Source organism: Paenibacillus sp. FSL H8-0034 (genome assembly GCF_038000305.1).
Taxonomy (GTDB): domain Bacteria; phylum Bacillota; class Bacilli; order Paenibacillales; family NBRC-103111; genus Paenibacillus_S.
Window position 1 is genome coordinate 1757229 of record NZ_JBBOBS010000001.1, and the last position, 19804, is coordinate 1777032.

General features: G+C 45.3%; 16 protein-coding genes. 14 read left to right on the top strand and 2 right to left on the bottom strand.

The genetic code is table 11. The features are described from left to right. Positions 1 to 26: 26 nt before the first annotated feature. The 4 genes from NST47_RS08000 (at position 27) to NST47_RS08015 (ending at position 5116) form a co-directional block, all read left to right on the top strand. The gene (locus NST47_RS08000) at positions 27 to 356 is read left to right on the top strand and encodes a hypothetical protein (protein WP_341154657.1); all 330 of its coding nucleotides are present in this window, start codon (positions 27 to 29) and stop codon (positions 354 to 356) included. Positions 357 to 477: 121 nt separating this feature from the next. Continuing rightward, positions 478 to 2289 (top strand): ABC transporter ATP-binding protein, encoded by a 1812-nt coding sequence (locus NST47_RS08005; RefSeq protein WP_341154658.1) that lies wholly within the window; start codon positions 478 to 480, stop codon positions 2287 to 2289. Next, positions 2286 to 4400 (top strand): ABC transporter ATP-binding protein, encoded by a 2115-nt coding sequence (locus tag NST47_RS08010; RefSeq protein WP_341154659.1) that lies wholly within the window; start codon positions 2286 to 2288, stop codon positions 4398 to 4400. Before NST47_RS08005 ends, NST47_RS08010 begins: the two co-directional genes overlap by 4 nt. Positions 4401 to 4582: 182 nt before the next feature. Then, the gene (locus NST47_RS08015; protein ID WP_341154660.1) at positions 4583 to 5116 is read left to right on the top strand and encodes a DUF302 domain-containing protein; all 534 of its coding nucleotides are present in this window, start codon (positions 4583 to 4585) and stop codon (positions 5114 to 5116) included. Between the two features lie 215 nt (positions 5117 to 5331). On the opposite strand, the gene NST47_RS08020 is transcribed toward NST47_RS08015, so the two are convergent. Beyond that, positions 5332 to 5667, bottom strand: a complete 336-nt coding sequence (locus tag NST47_RS08020; protein WP_341159627.1) for an SDR family NAD(P)-dependent oxidoreductase — start codon at positions 5665 to 5667, stop codon at positions 5332 to 5334. Between the two features lie 331 nt (positions 5668 to 5998). Between NST47_RS08020 and NST47_RS08025 the strand changes: the two genes are divergently transcribed. From NST47_RS08025 to NST47_RS08040, 4 genes are all read left to right on the top strand, one after another. Then, a complete protein-coding gene (locus NST47_RS08025; protein ID WP_341154661.1) occupies positions 5999 to 6496 on the top strand; it encodes a DinB family protein in 498 nt (165 codons plus the stop codon). A 131-nt stretch (positions 6497 to 6627) separates the two neighbouring features. Beyond that, positions 6628 to 7860, top strand: coding sequence for an aminopeptidase (locus NST47_RS08030; RefSeq protein ID WP_341154662.1), 1233 nt, complete (start codon positions 6628 to 6630; stop codon positions 7858 to 7860). 132 nt (positions 7861 to 7992) lie between these two features. Then, a complete protein-coding gene (locus tag NST47_RS08035; RefSeq protein WP_341154663.1) occupies positions 7993 to 8175 on the top strand; it encodes a hypothetical protein in 183 nt (60 codons plus the stop codon). A gap of 138 nt (positions 8176 to 8313) precedes the next feature. After that, on the top strand, positions 8314 to 9096 hold the full coding sequence (locus tag NST47_RS08040) for a CAP domain-containing protein (protein WP_341154664.1): 783 nt from the start codon (positions 8314 to 8316) through the stop codon (positions 9094 to 9096). Positions 9097 to 9158: 62 nt separating this feature from the next. Here NST47_RS08040 and NST47_RS08045 read toward each other — a convergent pair whose 3' ends face one another. Next, positions 9159 to 10124: a DMT family transporter gene (locus NST47_RS08045; RefSeq protein WP_341154665.1), complete on the bottom strand. Its 966-nt coding sequence runs from the start codon at positions 10122 to 10124 to the stop codon at positions 9159 to 9161. A gap of 549 nt (positions 10125 to 10673) precedes the next feature. Here NST47_RS08045 and NST47_RS08050 point away from each other — a divergent pair. From NST47_RS08050 to NST47_RS08075, 6 genes are all read left to right on the top strand, one after another. Next, positions 10674 to 12854, top strand: a complete 2181-nt coding sequence (locus tag NST47_RS08050; RefSeq protein ID WP_341154666.1) for a malate synthase G — start codon at positions 10674 to 10676, stop codon at positions 12852 to 12854. Positions 12855 to 12987: 133 nt separating this feature from the next. Beyond that, positions 12988 to 14517, top strand: coding sequence for a response regulator transcription factor (locus NST47_RS08055; protein WP_341154667.1), 1530 nt, complete (start codon positions 12988 to 12990; stop codon positions 14515 to 14517). Beyond that, positions 14517 to 16271, top strand: a complete 1755-nt coding sequence (locus NST47_RS08060; protein WP_341154668.1) for a sensor histidine kinase — start codon at positions 14517 to 14519, stop codon at positions 16269 to 16271. The genes NST47_RS08055 and NST47_RS08060 overlap by 1 nt, the downstream gene beginning before the upstream one ends. Before the next feature lie 132 nt (positions 16272 to 16403). Continuing rightward, entirely contained in the window at positions 16404 to 17870 is a 1467-nt protein-coding gene (locus NST47_RS08065) for an ABC transporter substrate-binding protein (protein WP_341154669.1), read from the top strand. 61 nt (positions 17871 to 17931) lie between these two features. Beyond that, positions 17932 to 18888 (top strand): carbohydrate ABC transporter permease, encoded by a 957-nt coding sequence (locus tag NST47_RS08070; protein ID WP_341154670.1) that lies wholly within the window; start codon positions 17932 to 17934, stop codon positions 18886 to 18888. A 15-nt stretch (positions 18889 to 18903) separates the two neighbouring features. Further along, the gene (locus NST47_RS08075; protein ID WP_341154671.1) at positions 18904 to 19791 is read left to right on the top strand and encodes a carbohydrate ABC transporter permease; all 888 of its coding nucleotides are present in this window, start codon (positions 18904 to 18906) and stop codon (positions 19789 to 19791) included. The last annotated feature ends 13 nt before the right edge of the window (positions 19792 to 19804 follow it).

Below are 19804 nucleotides of genomic sequence, written 5' to 3' on the forward strand. Positions count from 1 at the left end.
TAAAATAAAGCTCGGTAGGTGAAAAAATGTCCAAAGTTTTTGTTGAATATCAAATATTACCCCAACACAGGTCAGTTTATTCACAGTGGATTCAAATTGTCAGTGACAAGTGCCCAGAGCTGGAACTGCTCGAAGGTGTAGATCAGCCTGGCTTGTTTATTGAGGTTTGGAGTGGCTGGACACGTGAAACGTTCTTACATATGAAGCAGATGAGAAAGAGTGGCACGAATCAATCGGCAGATATGGAGAATGAGGCTGCAGTTCGTTATCGCACGATTGAATGGCACTGCTTGGATACTTGGATTCAAGGGGGCATTTCCAAAATCAATATTTGGCATTTTGAAAAAGTTAGATAGTCCATAATATGAGATCAATAAATCCATGGTAACTTTATATTAATCGCGGTAATCTTACTATAGTTAATTAATGGATCGGTTAAAGTAGCTGATAATAGTGGGAACACGCGGGGGGATACAGATGGAGAGAACAACTATTTTTTGGAATCATATTAAGAATTATCGATGGTCCTACCTGATCGGATTTGCATTATTGTCCATTTCAAGCTTACTGCAATTATTGATACCTGTACTTTTGGGGCAATTTACCGATAAGCTGCAGAGCTCGCTTCTGAATGTTCAGGAAACGGTTCAATTTGCTGTCTGGATGGTCGTGATCGGGCTTGGGATCGCCTTCTTTCGCTCCACCAGCCGTATTTATCTATTTCGTTTATCGAGAATGCTGGAGACACGTGTTCGCGGTGATTTGTTCAAGCATTGGGAAAAGCTGTCGGCCCAGTATTTCAATAATCAGCGGATCGGTGATCTGATGTCACATGCGATCAGTGATGTCGGCGTTATTCGCGAGGTAACGATGCAAGGGTACTTTAATATTATGGAAGCCATTCTGCTGATCGCCGTCTCGGTTGTTGCGATGGTAACGACAGTCAATCCTTGGCTGACTCTGGTGACCATGCTTCCCTTGCCGCTGCTTAGTATTCTGGCTTATCGCTTTAATGGTCGTATTCAAAAGCAATCGGCTGACATGCAAAGTGCGATCTCCGATTTAACGAGCCGCGTGCAGGAGTTTACTGCAGGTATTCGGGTCGTAAAGGCTTATGTCCAAGAAAGAGAGGAGCAGAAGCTGTTCGAAAAAGACAATGAACACGCTGTCAAAATGAACCGGATTTTTGTTCGGACCAACTCATTATTTGGCTCCTTAAGTACGGGCATTGTCGGATTCAGCTTTTTGGTATCGGTCGTCATGGGTGGGGTGATGGTGCTCAATCATGTAATAACACTCGGTCAATTCGTTGCTTTTAACACCTATCTGTCTTTGCTGATGGGTCCGATTGAGAACTTGGGCAAGGTCGTGAACCTGATGCAGCGCGGAAAAGCGTCGGAAGTACGCATCATGGAGATTTTTAATACACAGCCGCAGGTCATTGATGATATGGTCGCTAATCAGAATATTCAGCATATCGAGGGCGAAATTGAATTTCGCGATTTGACCTTTGCTTATCCCGAGGAAGAGGATCGGCCCATGCTGAAAAATATATCCTTGAAGGTGCCAAAAGGCAGCAGCCTCGCTATCGTAGGTCGGGTGGGCAGCGGTAAAAGCACACTAACCAATTTATTGGTAAGATTGCATAATCCGCCTGTGGGAACCTTATTCATAGACGGTCATGATATTCACGAAATCCCGTTAACCACGCTTCGCGGACAGATCGGTATCGTACCGCAGGATCAATTTCTGTTCTCCTCAACCATTCGCGATAATATTGGTTTTGACCCGAATCCATATACGGACGAGCAGGTTGTGGAAGCATCCAAGGTGGCTCAGGTGTATGAGAATATTGTAGAATTTCCGGATCAGTTCGATACGACTCTCGGGGAGCGTGGCGTATCATTATCGGGAGGACAGCGTCAACGGGTGAGTATTGCCAGGGCAATTATTAAAAAACCTTCAATTCTCATCTTCGATGACAGCTTGTCGGCCGTCGATACGATTACAGAGGATTTGATATTGGAAGGCTTGAAATCGGTGATGAACAAACGGACAACGATCATTATCGGACACCGGATTTCATCCGTTCAGGGAGCCGATCAGATTGTCGTCATGGACGAAGGGAAAATTATAGAGCGCGGTACTCATGAACAACTGCTTCGTCGCAATGGGCTATATGCGGACTTACATCATAAGCAGCAGCTCGACCAGGAAGCAGAGCGCCAGGATGGACAGGATATGGAACGGCTGCAAGCCGCCGTGCTTCAGGAAGGGGCCAGCCTATGAATATCCATGCAGAACAAGATCTCAAGAATATGAAGGACAGTCAGCTCTTTTCCAGACTGATGTCTTACGCCAAGCCTTATTGGAAAATGATTGTATTCTGTATCGTGCTGGCCTTTTTGATTGTCGTTTCCGATTTGGCAAGACCTTACTTGATGAAAATAGCGATTGATGGACATATTAATGGATTAAATAAGCCAATGTTAACTATGGAAAGCACGCAGGGACAGCAGCTGCAAGTATTCGATCCGGTCACGACATGGAATGGACGGGACTATGTAAGAATTGAACCTTCGGATGTCGAAGCGGGAAAGTTTCCTCAGGGCGCAGTGAAGGCCCAGATTGTAAGTGTGGACAACAAGGATTATATGATAGAGGGCTGGAAAACTACTCAGGAGAGTGAAGTCAAGCTGCTTCCTGATGATGGAACCGGTAAGGTAAGGATCTCCGCTGAAAATCAGATCTATTCAGCCGTACCGCTTGACGAAGCTACGATGGATTTGTTTCGCAAGCAGGATTATATCGGCTTTGCCAAAATTGGAGTCTTGTTTTTACTGACAGTAACAGCTGCTGCCCTGCTCAGTTATTTGCAAAGCAACCTGCTGCAGTATACGGGTCAGCGAATTATTTTTAATATCCGCGACATGCTGTTTAAGCATCTGAGCCGGATGTCGATGTCCTATTTTGACAGAAATCCGGTGGGTCGGCTTGTGGTCAGGGTCACGCAGGATACAGAGGCATTAAACCAGCTGTACTCTCAGGTTATCGTCAATCTGATTAAAGATGTTATTACCCTGCTCGGCATTGTCCTGATCATGATGCAAATGAGTATGAAGCTGGCGCTGCTTTCCTTTGCGGTCATTCCGGTGCTGGCTGTTATGACCTTCTGGTTCCGCAGAATGATGCGGGAAGCGCAGCGAACAAGCCGGGTTATTTTGTCCAGACTGAATTCATTTTTGGCTGAGAACCTGTCCGGTATTCGTATAACTCAGCTGTTCATCCGTGAGGAACGGCAGGGTGAACAATTCGATAAACATAATAACGATTACTATCGTGCAGGTATGCGTGGAACGGTAATTAACTCGATATTTCAGCCGACCATTGGGTTTATGGGAAATTTATCGATCGCCTTGCTTCTCTGGTATGGAGGCGGCAGTGTGATTGACGGCAGTATAACGTTTGGTATCGTGTACGCCTTTACGCACTATGTTCGCCAGTTCTTTCAACCCTTGTTAAGTCTTGCCGAGAAATATAACCAAATCCAGACGGCTATGGTAGGTGCGGAGCGGATCTTCGAGATGCTGGATGAGAAACCGTCTATCGTCGATGCTGTACAGACAACCAGTCTACCTGCAGCGGTTCGCGGTGAAATTACGTTCGAGCATGTGTGGTTTGCTTACAATGATGAGGATTGGGTATTGAAGGATGTGAGCTTCACGATCCATCCTGGACAAACCATTGCCTTCGTAGGTGCAACCGGTGCTGGCAAAAGCTCAATTATCCAGCTTATCAATCGCTTCTACGATATTCAAAAGGGCCGTATTCGTCTGGACGGTATTGACATTCGCGAGATTCCGTTGGATGAGCTCCGTCACTGTATCAGTATTGTGCAGCAGGATGTATTCCTGTTCACTGGCGATATCTCATCGAATATTCGTCTTAACAATACGAGCATTACGCAAGAGCAGGTTGTTCAGGCAGCGAAGATGGTTCATATGGATGATTACATTCAAACCTTACCAAATGGCTATGAGACGATACTGGGTGAGCGAGGTATCAATCTATCGCTCGGACAGCGGCAGCTGTTGTCATTCGCTCGGGCAATTGCCTTCAAACCGCAAATATTGATCCTTGATGAGGCAACCTCCAATATCGATACCGAGACAGAGCTGGTCGTGCAGGATGCGCTGCATAATATATCCGCTGGTCGTACGACCGTCATTGTTGCCCACCGGTTGTCCACAATCCAGCATGCAGACCAAATTATCGTTATGCATAAGGGCAAGCTAAGGGAAATCGGCAATCATTATCAATTATTGGCGCAGCGCGGCTACTATCACCGATTGTATGAGCTGCAATTTAAAGAGCAAAAACCTCTGCTGACCGCGAGGTAACAGATAATAAATAGGCATAAAGGAGCTGCCGCGGCAGCTCCTTTATCATTTTTACATATTGTAGGGATTGATACGTTAGTAAAATAAAGGCGGCTGCGTCCAACCCCTACATCGTTCTTGCAGATAATGCAAAGGAATACAATGTTGGTAAGAAATGATTAACAGGGGAGGATTCCGATATAATGGCAAACGGTCCTTTTATTCCTTACAAAATGGTTTCGTGGCTAACAACCGTCCGTGAAGATATACCTTCGGGGTTGAGCTATGAGGCGCTTGTAACTGCGTTCGAGCGGGAAATGGGACATTGGGATAGGGAAGCCGAAACCACGCTCGTTAAAGAGCATGCTTCCTGGGATGAGGTACAGCAAGCATTCGAGAAAATGGCTGGACCCCACGGGTTAATGATCTTCTCCAAAATCGATCAAGGCCGGCTGGTTTCGCTTCATAACGGCATAAAAAAATGCGTTTTGTATATCGTCGGTAATGGAGTCGTGGCAGAACCGATCCTCACAATTGATATAAGAGCCAGTTTGTTTGTCCCGTTCCGGATTTGTCTTTATGATAACGGTAATCCAGCTGGAGCGATAATTAGTTACGAGCGACCCTCGTCCTTTTTAGCGACGTTGAATCAATCGACGTTGTACCCGTACGGTTCTTTGCTCGACCACCGAATGAATGGTGTCGTTCAGTGTATTTTAAGGAAATGTCAGAATTAAACATTATAACAAGCAATATCTTTTGAAATGGAAATTATATAACATAATAAAATCCTCCCAAGTATATGTTATCTCTAGCTTTGCTAGAATTGGGAGGGTTAATCTGATTTTTATCGCTTGTTACTGTGCGAGTGTTGGCAGTTAGTCAAATGAACCAGAGTCAATAATCATTCCTTAAACAAATACTCCCTTTGGTCGTTATTGTTATATAATTCTCAATACACATCGGCTATCCTGTCCGGGTCGTAAAACGTCCCCTTTTTGACATGATCGGCGATTAGAGCCTGACCTACAGAAATTCCGTAAGGAGGCAACGTCTCGGCCATTGAAAGGGCAAGCGAGTGGGTCGCGGCTTTGCCGATGGATAAAGAAGCATAAAGCGGATTCGGAATTAGCGCAATACCGCCTCCTGTGAAAAAGAGCGTCCCTTGTCTTCGTTCTACCATATCGGGAATGACTTGTTGAGCGCTTGTTAGCGCACCGACAGTGTTCACCTTAAAATCTTCAATAAGCTGCTGTTCAGTTAACGAAAGGGGATCTCCCGGTGCGATGTGTGCCTATTATATACTAACACATCGGTGGCTCCATATTGATTTTTTATTTGTTCAAAGGCTGCGGAAGCTGTTGCTTCCGAATTTCTTGGCTATACCGGCGCTCACTCCCGGCCCAGAACCGACGATGACTAACAAAGGCTTATCGCTCATCCCTACCACACCTTGCTTTCAGATATTAGTTTAATACATAAATTTATTATTTCTATACTTCTAATAATATAGAAATAATGGGATATCGTCAATTATAAAACTATACGGTTCGGTTAGACTGAGAAAGTTCCACTCGACTGGAATTTATAGTATGATAAACAGAAAAGGATGGTAATTAATGGTCAAACAACTGATAGTTGGCGACGCCATGCATGAACTGGCTACTACGCGCCGCATTCTGGAGCGCTTGCCCGAGGAGCATATGTCGTGGAAGCCGCACGAGAAATCGATGACGCTTGGCGGGCTGGCCACGCATCTGATCAACCTGCTGAACTGGCAAATCGCGATTTTTCAATACACGGAGTTCGATCTTTCGACTGTGCCGCAAAGGCGGGTGGCTTTGGAAAAACGCGCTGACGTTCTGGAGGAGTTCGATGCGAACGTTGACAAGTTTGCAAAGCTGCTTGACGAATGCGACGAGATAACGCTCGGCGAGGAATGGACGCTGCGTCACGGCGACCATATCATCCTCCGCAAGCCGCGGGCGATGGCGCTCCGCACCTTCGGTTTAAGTCACATGATCCACCACCGGGCGCAGCTTGGGGTATACCTGCGGCTTCTCGATATTCCGTTGCCGGGCATTTACGGTCCCACGGCCGACGAGGAAGCCCAATGAACTAGATTTAAGACACATTCATTGATTACAATGGAGGTGTCTTTTTTGCTAAGAAGAACGGAGCTTTTGCTTTTCTGTTTTTTTACATTAAAATGGTGAGAGAAACCATGAATTCATAGGAGGGATACACAATGCTGGAATTCCAACAACAGTTAAGCAGCTATGCCGAGCTCGTCGTCAAGATTGGTGTTAATATTCAAAAGGGACAAACGCTCGTTATTAACGGTACGATTGAGGCGGCCGAGTTGATTCGAATTATCGCGAAAAAGGCTTATGAAGCAGGGGCCTATATGGTCAAGGTCAATTGGACCGACGATACGGTATCTCGTCTGCGATACGATTTGGCGGCCGAGGAGTCGTTTTTGGAAGAACCCAAATGGTATGCCGGAGAAATGCTGGAACTTGTTGAGAAAGGTGCTGCGGTAATCAGTGTCGTATCGTCGGACCCTGACCTGCTCAAAGGTGTGTCCCAGGAACGAATTGTCAATTATCAAAAAACATATGGTAAAGCGATGGCGAAGTATCGGCAGTACCTGCAATCCGATAAATTCAGTTGGTGTGTAGTTGCGGCTCCTTCGAAAAACTGGGCGGCTAAAGTATTTCCTGAACTGCCAGAGGAAGAGCAAGTAGCTAAGCTATGGGAAGCGATTTTCAAAACCGTACGTGTTGATCAGGAGAACCCCGTCAAGGCATGGGAAGAGCATGTGAGTAGATTGAATCAGAAATCGGACTATCTCAATGCCAAGAAATACAAAAAACTGCACTACCTGGCCCCAGGGACGGATCTGACCATTGAACTGCCAGAGGGTCATATCTGGGTTGCTGCTGACAGCATGGACGAGCGAGGGAATGCTTTCGTCGCCAACATGCCAACGGAGGAAGTATTTACTGCACCTTTCGCTGGTGGAGTTAATGGCAAGGTGTCCAGCACAAAGCCTTTGAGCTATGGGGGTCAACTTATTGACGGGTTTACACTTACCTTTGAGAATGGGCGCATTATCGATTGTACCGCTGCTCAGGGTGAAGCCACTTTGAAGGATTTGATTAATATGGATGAAGGATCGCATTATTTGGGTGAGGTTGCGCTGGTTCCTCATGCTTCTCCCATCTCGGATTCAAATATCCTTTATTACAATACACTTTTTGATGAAAATGCTTCGAATCACTTGGCTATTGGCAGCGCTTATGCTTTTTGTCTCCAAGACGGCAAAAAGATGTCTCAGGATGAGTTGAAAGCCCAAGGACTTAACACGAGCATTACCCATGTTGACTTTATGATTGGCTCAGCAGAGATGGACATTTACGGTGTAACTGCTGAAGGCAATAGAGAGCCTGTATTTCACAAGGGGAACTGGGCATTCTGATACACACGAAGAAGATAAATTGCTTGTTTATTCCAGCACAGCCATAATGGTTGTGCTTTTTTTAATGTTGATCGATAAATTGGGCATCCTATCATTAGGACTCACAATCACTTTATGAGGGAGAATATGAACATGGAAAATAAGAAGCATAAAAATAACTATGTAGGCACAACCAATACTCAAGCGGAAAATCAGGATATGGCTTTTGTGAATGACACCTTGGAAAATGCAAAGAGCACAGCTTCCATCAACTTAATGAAGGATGACCTTAATGAGGGTAAAGAAGATGAACCGCTAAATTTAAATGATATCTAGAGCGGCTTGATTTGGTCGTGATTGATTAGGATTTACCAGCATTAATGTGACGTTCCAATGGGTATGTTAAGCGGGTAACGAGTGACTTGCATGCTGTCACCGTTACCACAATAACAAGAACATTTGGAGGGTATTAGGATGAAAACTTTATTTATTATAGCCACTATTTTACTGGCGGCAGGCTGCACGAAGAATGACAACATAACACGTATGCAGCAGGCTGCACCTAATGAAGCTGCTCAGAAAACTTTAGAGGGATCTGTTGTTACCCAGGCATCATCCATATCTACACCAGGAGCTCAACAATCCACGATTACCGTGAAACAGGACCCATTTACACTTCCCCAATGGCTTGCAGGCGGACAAGTGCCAGGAACAGGAACAAGCCCGATAACGAATCCAGGTACAAGCCCTACGACAAATCCGGGGACCAGCCCAATAATGAACCCAGGAGCAAATCCGGTAACGACTCCGGGAGCAAGTCCTACGACAAACCCGGAAACGAACCCAAACACAAATCCTGGAGCAACTCCAGCAGATAAAACCTCGGCATCAAGCCCTTATGAGCAGCAAATTTTGCAGCTAGTTAACAAACAAAGAACAGATGCAGGACTTGGTGCACTTATGATGGACGACAAGCTGTCTCAAATGGCTCTCGCCAAAGCACAGGATATGTACAACAATAATTACTTCGATCATAATTCTCCAACATACGGATCGCCGTTTCAGATGATGGATAAATTCCAGATCTCTTACAACACTGCAGGTGAAAATATCGCCAAGGGCCAAACCAGCCCCGAGCAAGTGATGAATGATTGGATGAACAGTCCTGGACATCGAGCCAATATTTTAAACAATACGTATACCAAAATTGGTGTTGGTTATTACAATGGTGAATGGGTTCAGGAATTTATTTCATAGATGAATTTCACACATGACAGACATAAAAGCCGCTATTAGGCGGTTTTTGTGCATTTCGCACTTTAATTCAAAATAATCGCTGAAATCCCGAGCAGCACGAGCAAGCTCCCCATTATCGTACGAAGGTTAATGCCCTCTTGGTTTTTGAGCAGAAAATAACTAAGTGGTATGACCAGCAGTGGCTGGGAGTTGGTGATCAAAGTAGCGACAGAAATCGGAATGTAATGCATAGCCGCCATGTGCCCGATCTGAGCCGTTATTGTCAATACCCCGCTTATAGCGTATAACCATACACCTTTTCTGTCGGCGGCACGAAGGTCGGATAGAAAGGTCCTTGTTGTTTTGTTCAGCAGCACCTGCAGCAGCAGCCCGGTTAAGGCTCCCACAAAACCTCCCAATACAGGCTCATTCCAATCGTGAATGGCCGTTCCTCTAGTAATGTTACCCAGTGCGTACGAAATTGAGCCCATCATGGCCAACCAAACACCGGGCTGAATAAGTCCGCTCCAGCGCTTTTTGGCAGATTGGCCTGTATGTAGTTTAGAGTTTCCTGGTGTGGTATCTGATCCTGCTGCTGTTGCTTTAACAACCTGTCCTGCTTGGGCAGGCTTATAGCTAACGATAAACAATCCCAACAATACGACGAACATCGCGGCCAGCTCCAAAGCATGCAGTTGTTCATGCAGAAACAGCCAGGAAATAATCACGGTAAACAGCGGATTGCTGATCATAAATGTACTGGCTTTGGCTGGTCCTAATTTGGCAATCGAATCGAAGTACAGGTAACGGCCGAGGTAGGAGGCAAATAAGCCGGATAACATGAACATGAAAAAGCCCCATCCGTGAAACTCCATCGAGTAGCCGTTATATATCCACTGCCCAAGGAAAATCAGACCGGCAAACAGCACATTCATCGAAATGGAAATCAAAAAACCCGTATTTAAATCAAGTCTGCCGCTGGCGACCTTGGTAATGATCACATTCAAAGAAAACAGCAGCAGCGCGCCGATCGCAAGTAACTCACCCATACAAATCCCCCAACCATAAAAATTCATGTTCTCTGATTGTAACATAATGTTGAGCACCGTAGGATGAAGAAGATCAGATGCTTTTAACAAAATCAGCCGGAATTCCCCGACTTCCACCGACAATGCCCTCCAACCGCTGTCGTTAAGTCGGGGATGAATGGCATTAAAAAGAGAATCTAAATTGACTGTTTGCATGCAATCGAATATCCGCAGAAATATGGAACGAATGTCTGACCCATGCTAGAAATTATGCACGCCAACACGAGGGGAAATGGATCAGCCAATCGCAGTTGCAATCCGAACTGAAAGGTCAATTCCCCTTATCAGGGTAGTGAAAGACAGCAGGCAACCTGCTGCTTTGTAGAAAGTTACGGTGAGTAGTAGTAAGAAACTCCTGCCTCTAAGCAAAACGTAGGCAGGGGAGGTTCATATTGACCATTGAAGTGATTTGATGCTACAATGAAATTATATTATTTCGTGAACATAGTTCATTATAATGAACTAAAGAATGCTCACTTATCTATAAAAAAGCCCTTAGGAGGAATAACAATGGCAGACTATACTCAAGTTGGAAAGCTTCAGGTTGCTACGGTACTTTATGATTTTATCAATTCGCAAGCGCTTCCCGGGACAGGTGTGGATGGTGCGTTTTTTTGGTCTGAGCTGGATACATTAGTCCATGAATTGGCCCCCAAGAACAAGGCTCTTTTGGTTAGACGGGATGAGATTCAGCAGCTGTTGAATGTTTGGCACATCAATAATAAGAACAACTTTGATTTTGATGCCTACAAGGCTTATTTGCAGGAAATCGGGTATTTGGAGCCGATAGCAGCAGATTTCAAAGTGACAACCGAAAATGTCGATGATGAAATTGCCGTACAGGCCGGACCTCAGCTGGTTGTGCCTGTCAATAATGCCCGTTATGCGCTGAATGCGGCGAACGCTCGCTGGGGCAGCCTGTATGATGCACTTTATGGAACAGATGCGATTAGTGATGAGGGCGGAGCTGAACGTCAAGCTTCCTATAATCCGATACGTGGAGATAAAGTTATTGCGTTTGCCAAAAATTTTCTCGATCAGTCGGCACCGCTCAGCGAAGGCTCTCATCAGGATGCGGTTGCTTACACAGTTGCAGATGGCCAATTATCGGTATCGCTTAAGGATGGAACGGTAACGGGACTGCACAAGGCGGACCAATTTACAGGCTACCAAGGACAAGCAGCAAGTCCTTCCGCAGTGCTGCTTCGCAATAATGGACTTCATTTTGAAATTCAGATTGATCGTACTCATGCCATTGGCCGTACGGATGGCGCAGGCGTGAAGGATATCGTAATGGAAGCTGCGCTAACCACGATCATGGACTGCGAGGATTCGGTAACTGCGGTCGATGCAGAGGATAAGGTACTTGTATACAGCAGCTGGCTGGGACTGATGAAGGGCGATCTGCAGGCGGTTTTTGCCAAAGGCAGCAGCATGGTGACACGGTCGATGAACCCGGACCGCAGCTATACCTCACCAACTGGTGAAGCGATCAGCCTGCGTGGACGTTCCCTGTTATTTGTACGGAATGTGGGACACTTGATGACGATCAATGCCATTCTTGATCAGGATGGTCAGGAGATTCCCGAAGGCATTATGGATGCGGTGATGACCAGCTTGATTGCCAAGCATACGTTACTTGGGAACGGCCCTTACCAGAATTCTGCCAAGGGATCCGTCTATATCGTAAAGCCCAAAATGCATGGCTCGGCGGAAGCGGCTTTTGCCAATGAATTGTTTGATCGTGTTGAGGATATGCTCGGCTTGAAGCGGAACACGCTTAAAATAGGGGTGATGGACGAAGAACGCCGCACTTCATTGAATCTAAAAAACTGCATTCTTGAAGTCAAGGAACGGATCGTCTTCATCAATACCGGTTTCCTTGACCGTACAGGTGATGAGATGCACACTTCCATGGAAGCAGGCCCCATGATCCGCAAAAGCGAAATGAAAACTTCCCGTTGGCTGCAAAGCTATGAGAAATCGAACGTCGATGTCGGTTTGGATTGCGGACTGCAGGGTCGCGCCCAGATTGGTAAAGGGATGTGGGCGATGCCGGATTTGATGAGCGATATGCTAAAGCAAAAGATTGGGCATCCACAAGCAGGTGCCAATACGGCATGGGTTCCTTCGCCGACAGCAGCTGCACTCCATGCACTGCATTACCATCAGGTTGATGTGCAGCAGGTTCAGGATCAACTCAAGCTATCAATCAGCGATTTGCGCGACGATATTTTGCACATTCCACTGGAAAATAACCCACAATGGAGCGCTGAACAAATTCAACAGGAGCTGGATAATAACGCTCAGGGGATATTGGGCTACGTGGTTCGCTGGGTCGAACAGGGAATCGGCTGCTCCAAGGTACCGGATATTAACAATATAGGCCTGATGGAAGATCGCGCTACGCTGCGTATTTCCAGCCAGCACATCGCCAATTGGCTGCACCATGGTATATGTACGAAGGAGCAGGTGCAGGAAACACTGAAACGGATGGCCGCTGTAGTTGATGGGCAAAATGCTGCCGATCCGGTTTACCGTCCGATGGCCGCGGATTTCGATCGGTCGATTTCCTTCCAGGCTGCATGTGAGCTCGTATTTGAGGGATATCATCAGCCGAACGGCTATACAGAGCCGATTTTGCATCGTCGTCGGATTGAATACAAATCCAGTGCAGCTTTGAAAGCCTGAATTACCTAAATTGCAAGCCGCCGTGACGAACGGCGGTTTTTTTCTGTTCTTAATTTCAAAATGAAATCAAGATGCTATAATAGCCCTAAGAATGGATGCCATTTGAGGTAGCTGTGTTGAGGAGGGTTGTTGTATGTATAAAATTTTGTTAGCTGAAGATGAGAGTCTGATACGCTCACATATCGTTCATCTCATACATACGTATATGCAGGAATTTATTGTTTCCGTTGAAGCGTCCTCGGGGGAGGAGGCCATGGTTTCTTTGGATCAGGAAGAACCCGATATTTTGCTGACGGATATTCGCATGCCGGGAGCTAATGGACTGCAATTAATAAGATACGCTAAAGCACGTTATCCGGACCTTCCGTGTATTGTATTAACAGGCTATCAGGAATTCGAATGGGTAAGAGAGGCGCTTCAGCTTGGTAGTCTTGGATACTTGCTTAAGCCAGTGACCTCCAGTGAGCTCATTGAAGTACTGCAGCGAGCAGTAAGCACTCGCAAAAAAAACAATACCTATGCCGCCTTGTTTCCCCAATTTGAATTGGAGCCTTATTTCTTAAAAGCTTTGGACGGGGACGATGAGGATATACGTTGCTTTGCCGAAAAAGCAAATAAATGCATACCCTTCACGCTTGATAATGAGCCTAAAGCTGTATTGGCTATAGATGATCATATATCCAGACAGCGAATTTTGGAAGCGGTTTCTAATAAAAAGGGTATCGTATTCAGCACCCGATATCTGGTGTTTGCAGTCATTATTACTTTGCCCACTGGCTGGACCGCTGATAGACTGCGCGAGGATATGTACAGGATGTCTATAAGCATGGTCGAGAATCGTGAGAAACCGCCGGCTATCGGGATCAGCAGCTTTTTTTATAAATGGGAAGAAGCACCTTATAAATATCAGGAGGCGTTTCAGCATTACGCTCCAAGATTTTATAGAGGTCATCATTGGGTTGCCGGTCCGACAGACATGGGGGAATATCGTACCCCATCGAGAGCTCTGATTGTAGAGACAGAGCCCGTTATAGACAAGCTGGAACATGCTTATCATTCCGGAGACTTTTCGGAGGTAGAGCGGAACATTCATGAATGGCTGGATAAGATGGTCCAAGAAGCATGGTTTATAACAGACGTCTATACGTGTTGTTCTCGTCTTCTCCGCAGATTTTTGAGTGTGTATTCGAACGATCAGCTTGAGCTTATGGGGCTTCAAAGCTGGAATGCTATGCAATGGGTGACCAAAAGGCGGACAATGGATGTATTGAGGGATGACTTGCTTGGGTTTTTAAGAGGGATTGTTGTTCACACCGAGCATTATTCCGGTAATATCCAGTCGATTGTGGCCAAGGTCCAGGCAATCATCGAGCGCGATTATCGAATGCCTGAATTATCGATCCTGCAATTAGCGAAAGAGCTTTATATTAGCCCCTCGCACCTATCGACCGTTTTCAAGAAAAAAACCGGTAAGCCCTTCAGCCAGTATGTAACCGATCTGCGCATGGACAAAGCCCGCAAACTTCTTCATGAAGACCGTATCAAAACCTATGAGGTAGCGGCTGCAGTAGGCTACTGTAACGAAAAGGCATTTTCCAGAGCCTTTCGTCGTCAATTTGGTGTATCTCCGCAAAACTATAAAAAGCAAAGCGGGCTTCTATAATGAAAATACAAATGATGATGTTATCGATCCGATACAAGCTGCTAGTCGTATTCGTGCTGCTGATCACATTGACTGGCGGCCTTATTGGTGTATCTACATTTATTAACTGGGAACGATCAGCAGAACAGGACGCCATTCTCCTATCCCAACAAGTTCTATACAGCAAAAGAAATTATATGGAATCGTATTTGGATGAACGGATACGCTCTACTTTGCAGATCTGGTTTCAAAAGGATGTACAGGCTTTTATCCAATCGACAAATAATCCGGACCCACTGCTTATTAATCAAGTGGCGCATGTATTAGAAAATGAGATGCATCTAAAACAGGATTTGGCCGCTATTTTTCTATATACGGAGGATGGCAGAATTGTATATCAATCTTCAGAGAATACGTTGAAATATTCGATGGATGCAAGCTCGTTACTGCCCACAACGAACAGTACACGGCCGATAGTTTTGCCGCCACATCATCAGAACTATTTTATTAAGGGCCAGCAGGTGATTTCCATTATTCGTGGTATAACCGCAGGGGGGCAGCAAACTCCACATCATTATATGCTGCTTGATATTCATATGGACATTTTCCATAAGTTAGTGGATGCCGCGCTTTGGAATAAAGGTTACGTGTTTATTGTCGATGGGGCGGGCAAGTTTGTGTATCATCCAGATTCCAATAATGTCGGACATTCATTTCCTTTGCATAATGAAGAGAAAACCGAGCAATCTTATTTTTTCGATGTGTATGAAGGTAAAAAGATGCTGTTCACTGCATTAAAAGGGGACGTATCCGGATGGACGTACTATGGTGCGGTGCCTGAGGAAAATTTGCGAAGCAATATTATCAAAAATCGCAATTTGACTTTGGGTATGATGAGTCTGCTGATCATTGTGGCTACAGTTGCTGCTTTTTTTACAGCGTCTCGTATTACGCGTCCGTTAATTGAGTTAAAGCAGATGATGTCAAAAGTAGAAAAGGGCAACTTTACGGTTTCGCTTCCAATTCGCAGCAATGATGAGATTGGTTTTCTGACGTCAAGCTTTAATCGGATGACGACTCGACTGGACGAAATGACCCGCGAGGTTTATTTGTCTCGAATTAACGAAACGGAAGCAGCTCTAAAACGACTGCAGGCGCAGATCAATCCTCATTTTCTATACAATACGTTAGAGGCCATTCATGCTTTGGCGACCTTGGAGGGAATTAGGCCGATTCAAAAAATTGTCAGGTCCTTATCCACTCTGTTCCGCTACAACATCAGTCAAGAGGAAAGGCTTGTTACGGTAGATGAGGAAATCAAATATTTAAAGGTATATTTGGATATCCAGCAGGTGCGTTTTCAGGATAAATTTCAAATGCACATCACGATTGATCCGGCAGCGCAGTCCATGCAGGTATTGAAGTTTATTTTGCAGCCATTGGTAGAAAATGCATTTACGCATGGTCTTGAACCGAAAGCAGGAACAGGCGATTGCTGGATATCCGTATTAGATGAAGGAGCAGGCGTGCGGATTCGTATTTACGACAACGGTGTCGGCATGAGCTCGCAGCAATTGGATACAGTCAAGACTGCGTTAAGCGATTCGGAATCCGTCATGGGTCGTTACGAAGGCAAAAGTATCGGTTTAGTTAATGTCCATCAGCGTTTGAAGCTTCATTATGGGGATTCTTATGAGATGAAGGTCGAATCCAAACTGAATGAAGGAACCTTGATTGAAATTGTGATTCCCAAGGAAAATACGATGGCCACCTGATGGTCGGTATCGGTGATGATCATATCTACAGCAACCATTTCACATGCGTAGTGCCTGTTAAAAGCGCTTACACAAAAGTACAATATCCCTGTAAGAGTTAAGTATCAGAAACAAACTATTGGAGGGGTAAGAATGAAATTAAACCAAACGTCAAGTCGATTGCTAGTCCTGCTGCTATCGGCACAGGTCATCCTCACAGGCTGCTCAGAAACAGCTAAGCCGCAGATGGCAGAGAAGACTGTGGACAAGGGAGATAATCAGAAGCCGGTTACATTGAAGCTTTTTTCATCCAATGGACAGTTCAATAAAGGCTTCTTTGGCTACAAAGAAGTGGAGGCGTTTATGAAAGCGAATCCCAATATCAAGGTAGAGGTAACTTATGCGAACGGCAAGCAGTGGGTGGATACATTCCAGGCTCTGGCTGCCACGAATGAGCTGCCGGATGTGTTTCAACCAACAACCTTTACTTTCTCCGAGCTGCTGCAAAATAAATGGGTCCAGCCATTGGATGGACTGGTTCAAGCCGATTTCAAAAGTCGATTTGCCGAAGGCACCTTCCTGCAGGGAATCAACATGAATGACAGTAAAATATACACGTTTCCACGAATCGTAGCCAAAAAAGGACGAGAGCTTGTATATAACAAAGATGTGATGATAAAAGCAGGACTTGATCCGGAGAAGCCGCCAAAAACATGGGATGAGCTGTATCAAATGTCCAAGCAGGTCAAAGAAAAGACAGGAATTGCCGGATTGGTGATGCCGATGAAAGAATCCGATGGTTTTACGGATATGCTGGCAATGGCTACGCCTCTCCAACCGACCTTGGACCAGGGCTTTGACTTGAAGGATGGACGTTATGCGTATGATTCGCCTGCTGTTGTTAAAACCTTTGAATTTATGAGCAAGCTGAATAAGGAAGGGCTGCTGCATCCCAATTCACTCACTCTGGGTTTAACGGACGCTCAGGGCGTGTTTGCTAACAAGCAGGCGGCATTTATGATCAATCAGCATTGGATTGTTCGTGTGTTGGAGTTTGAATTGGATAAGGTCAAAGATTTTGGAGTCACGGATGTTCCGGTTCCTGAACAGGGAATGAAATTTACGCAGCTTGGCAGCAGCGCCGATCAGAATGCTTATATTTCGTCGACAACGAAATATCCGAAGGAAGCGGCCAAACTGATTGATTGGCTCAGCTCAAAGGAATATTATACACGGCAAATGAAGGAAGATTATTTGCTGGCCCCGATTCCAGAGCTATTCAAGGATGCGGCCAATTTCCCTAAGCCGGAGCTTAAGGACATGGCAGATTCCTACAGCCGCACAGTTATTGAGAAACCGATTCCGGAGAAGAAGAGTGAGGTTACGGAAGTACGCAAGCTGGAAGCCGCAATAGCCAAACCAAAGCCTGCATGGTGGGAAATTATGCAAGCAGCCTTATTGGGGAAAGGGAATATACAGGAGGATTTGAAGAAGTATACGGCCGATATGAACAAACGCCTGGATGACGCTATCAAGCAAGCCCAGGACAAAGGATTAAAAGTGTCAAAGGAAGACTTCTCATCCCCGCAATTTGACGGTAAAAAGGATTTTAAAAATTGATAACTAAATGGCTCCCTTCCTTGCAGGCAGGGGAGGGGATATTTATAGAAAGGATAGCCGCATGGAGACAGCAAAGATACCTCAATTATCTCAGGTGAAGGGAAAGGCAACACGGAAAAGGCAGCATAAGATTCAGCTTTATTGGATTTACCTGTTTCTGCTGCCGCAGACGGTGATGTATCTGGTGTTTACACTGTGGCCCATAATTGCATCGTATTATTTTTCGTTTTTTAAATGGGATGGGATCGGTTGGCCGACACAATTTATCGGTTTATCCAATTATATAGAGGTGGCCCAGGATTCATATTTCTGGAATGCATTTAAAAATTCTTTTGTATATACGTTTTTTCTTGTCCTTATTGTGGTTCCTTGTTCATTGGTTCTGGCTTTGGTATTAAATAGCAAGTCATTAAAGTTCAAAGTGTTTTTTAGAACGATGTTTTTTGTGCCAGTTGTTTTAACGATGTCCATCATTGGGGTCATTATGAATGTCATTTTTTCCACGGATGGATTTGCGAACAAGGTTTTACTGAGCTTTGGAATTATCGACACGGCAATTCCATGGTTGACGAGTCCAACGCTTGCAATGATCTGCCTTATTATAGTCGGGGTTTGGAAGGGATTCGGAATCAAGGTCATTTATTGGCTGGCCGGGCTGCAAACTTTGCCATTGGATGTGTATGAGGCAGCCCGGATAGACGGTGCCAACCGATTGCAGGAATTTCGCTACATCACGGTGCCGCTGCTGATCCCTTTTCTCGTTATTATTACCTTTTTCCAGACGGTCTGGTCATTGAATGTATTCGACCTGGTAAGAACCTTTACGAATGGCGGACCTATGTTCACGACAGATGTGGTACCCTTATATATTTATCGTTACGCATTTGAGGGAGGGTCACTGCCGCGGATGGGATTCGCTTCTGCTGCCGGTATCCTGTACGGATTTGCTACGATGATTATTTCGATCTTGTTGGGTCTGCTTGTCAAAAAATTCAGCGGCCGCAGAGCAGGCCATTAGAAGGGTAGGATCAATATGAGCCTAACATGGAGATCCATACGAAGCTCCCTGCTGCACATACTATTTTTACTTGCCGCCTTATTATGGATCTATCCTGTAATCTGGGCGGTCACTTCATCGGTGAAAACGACGAGGGAAATGTATTCAGGCAATATAAAGCCATGGCCGGAGCAATTGCAGCTTAACTATCTACTGCCGGGTAATTGGGGTCAATTGATCGATAGCTTTCATTTTAGCAACTATTCAAAGGCTTGGTATATAGCCGATTTTCAGAAGTATTTTATGAATACTATTGTTTTTACCAGTATGGTTGTCGTTCTGATTCTGCTTCTTTGCATGCTTACGGGTTATGTGCTCGGACGGTATTCATTTCCGGGTAAATATGTGTTCATAGGTTTTATCACAGCCACGATGTTCATTCCCAGTGGATACACGATTATTCCGATCTGGCAGCTAATTAATTTCCTTGGACTTTCCAAATCGATATGGGGTCTAGTATTGGCAGAATCCGGCGGGACTCATGTGTTATATATCTTATTGTTTATGACGTATTTCGCAGGGATTCCCAAAGAATTGGAGGAAGCTTCCCTGATCGACGGAGCAGGCTTTATCCGAACTTTTGCGATTGTCATGCTGCCGCTTGCCAAACCGGTCATCGCGACAACGGCGATCCTGCAAATGATCCATACCTGGAACAGCTTTTTTATCCCGCTTGTGTTCACTGTGCATCGTCCTGATCTTCGCACGCTCGGTGTGGGGATTTACTCCTTTGTCCATGATAATGGCAGTGATCTCGCGGGTATGGCAGCAGGAGTCACGATTTCGTTCATACCTATAATAATCGTATTTGTTTTCTTTCAGAGGTACTTCGTGGAAGGAATCGCCGGTGCAGTCAAGGGTTAACAGAAGGAAGGGG

Excerpts from the sequence above, each read along its gene's own strand:
- NST47_RS08000 (WP_341154657.1), top strand. The coding sequence starts at position 27 with ATGTCCAAAGTTTTTGTTGAATATCAAATATTACCCCAACACAGGTCA.
- NST47_RS08005 (WP_341154658.1), top strand. The coding sequence starts at position 478 with ATGGAGAGAACAACTATTTTTTGGAATCATATTAAGAATTATCGATGG.
- NST47_RS08010 (WP_341154659.1), top strand. The coding sequence starts at position 2,286 with ATGAATATCCATGCAGAACAAGATCTCAAGAATATGAAGGACAGTCAG.
- NST47_RS08015 (WP_341154660.1), top strand. The coding sequence starts at position 4,583 with ATGGCAAACGGTCCTTTTATTCCTTACAAAATGGTTTCGTGGCTAACA.
- NST47_RS08025 (WP_341154661.1), top strand. The coding sequence starts at position 5,999 with ATGGTCAAACAACTGATAGTTGGCGACGCCATGCATGAACTGGCTACT.
- NST47_RS08030 (WP_341154662.1), top strand. The coding sequence starts at position 6,628 with ATGCTGGAATTCCAACAACAGTTAAGCAGCTATGCCGAGCTCGTCGTC.
- NST47_RS08035 (WP_341154663.1), top strand. The coding sequence starts at position 7,993 with ATGGAAAATAAGAAGCATAAAAATAACTATGTAGGCACAACCAATACT.
- NST47_RS08040 (WP_341154664.1), top strand. The coding sequence starts at position 8,314 with ATGAAAACTTTATTTATTATAGCCACTATTTTACTGGCGGCAGGCTGC.
- NST47_RS08045 (WP_341154665.1), bottom strand. The coding sequence starts at position 10,124 with ATGGGTGAGTTACTTGCGATCGGCGCGCTGCTGCTGTTTTCTTTGAAT.
- NST47_RS08050 (WP_341154666.1), top strand. The coding sequence starts at position 10,674 with ATGGCAGACTATACTCAAGTTGGAAAGCTTCAGGTTGCTACGGTACTT.
- NST47_RS08055 (WP_341154667.1), top strand. The coding sequence starts at position 12,988 with ATGTATAAAATTTTGTTAGCTGAAGATGAGAGTCTGATACGCTCACAT.
- NST47_RS08060 (WP_341154668.1), top strand. The coding sequence starts at position 14,517 with ATGAAAATACAAATGATGATGTTATCGATCCGATACAAGCTGCTAGTC.
- NST47_RS08065 (WP_341154669.1), top strand. The coding sequence starts at position 16,404 with ATGAAATTAAACCAAACGTCAAGTCGATTGCTAGTCCTGCTGCTATCG.
- NST47_RS08070 (WP_341154670.1), top strand. The coding sequence starts at position 17,932 with ATGGAGACAGCAAAGATACCTCAATTATCTCAGGTGAAGGGAAAGGCA.
- NST47_RS08075 (WP_341154671.1), top strand. The coding sequence starts at position 18,904 with ATGAGCCTAACATGGAGATCCATACGAAGCTCCCTGCTGCACATACTA.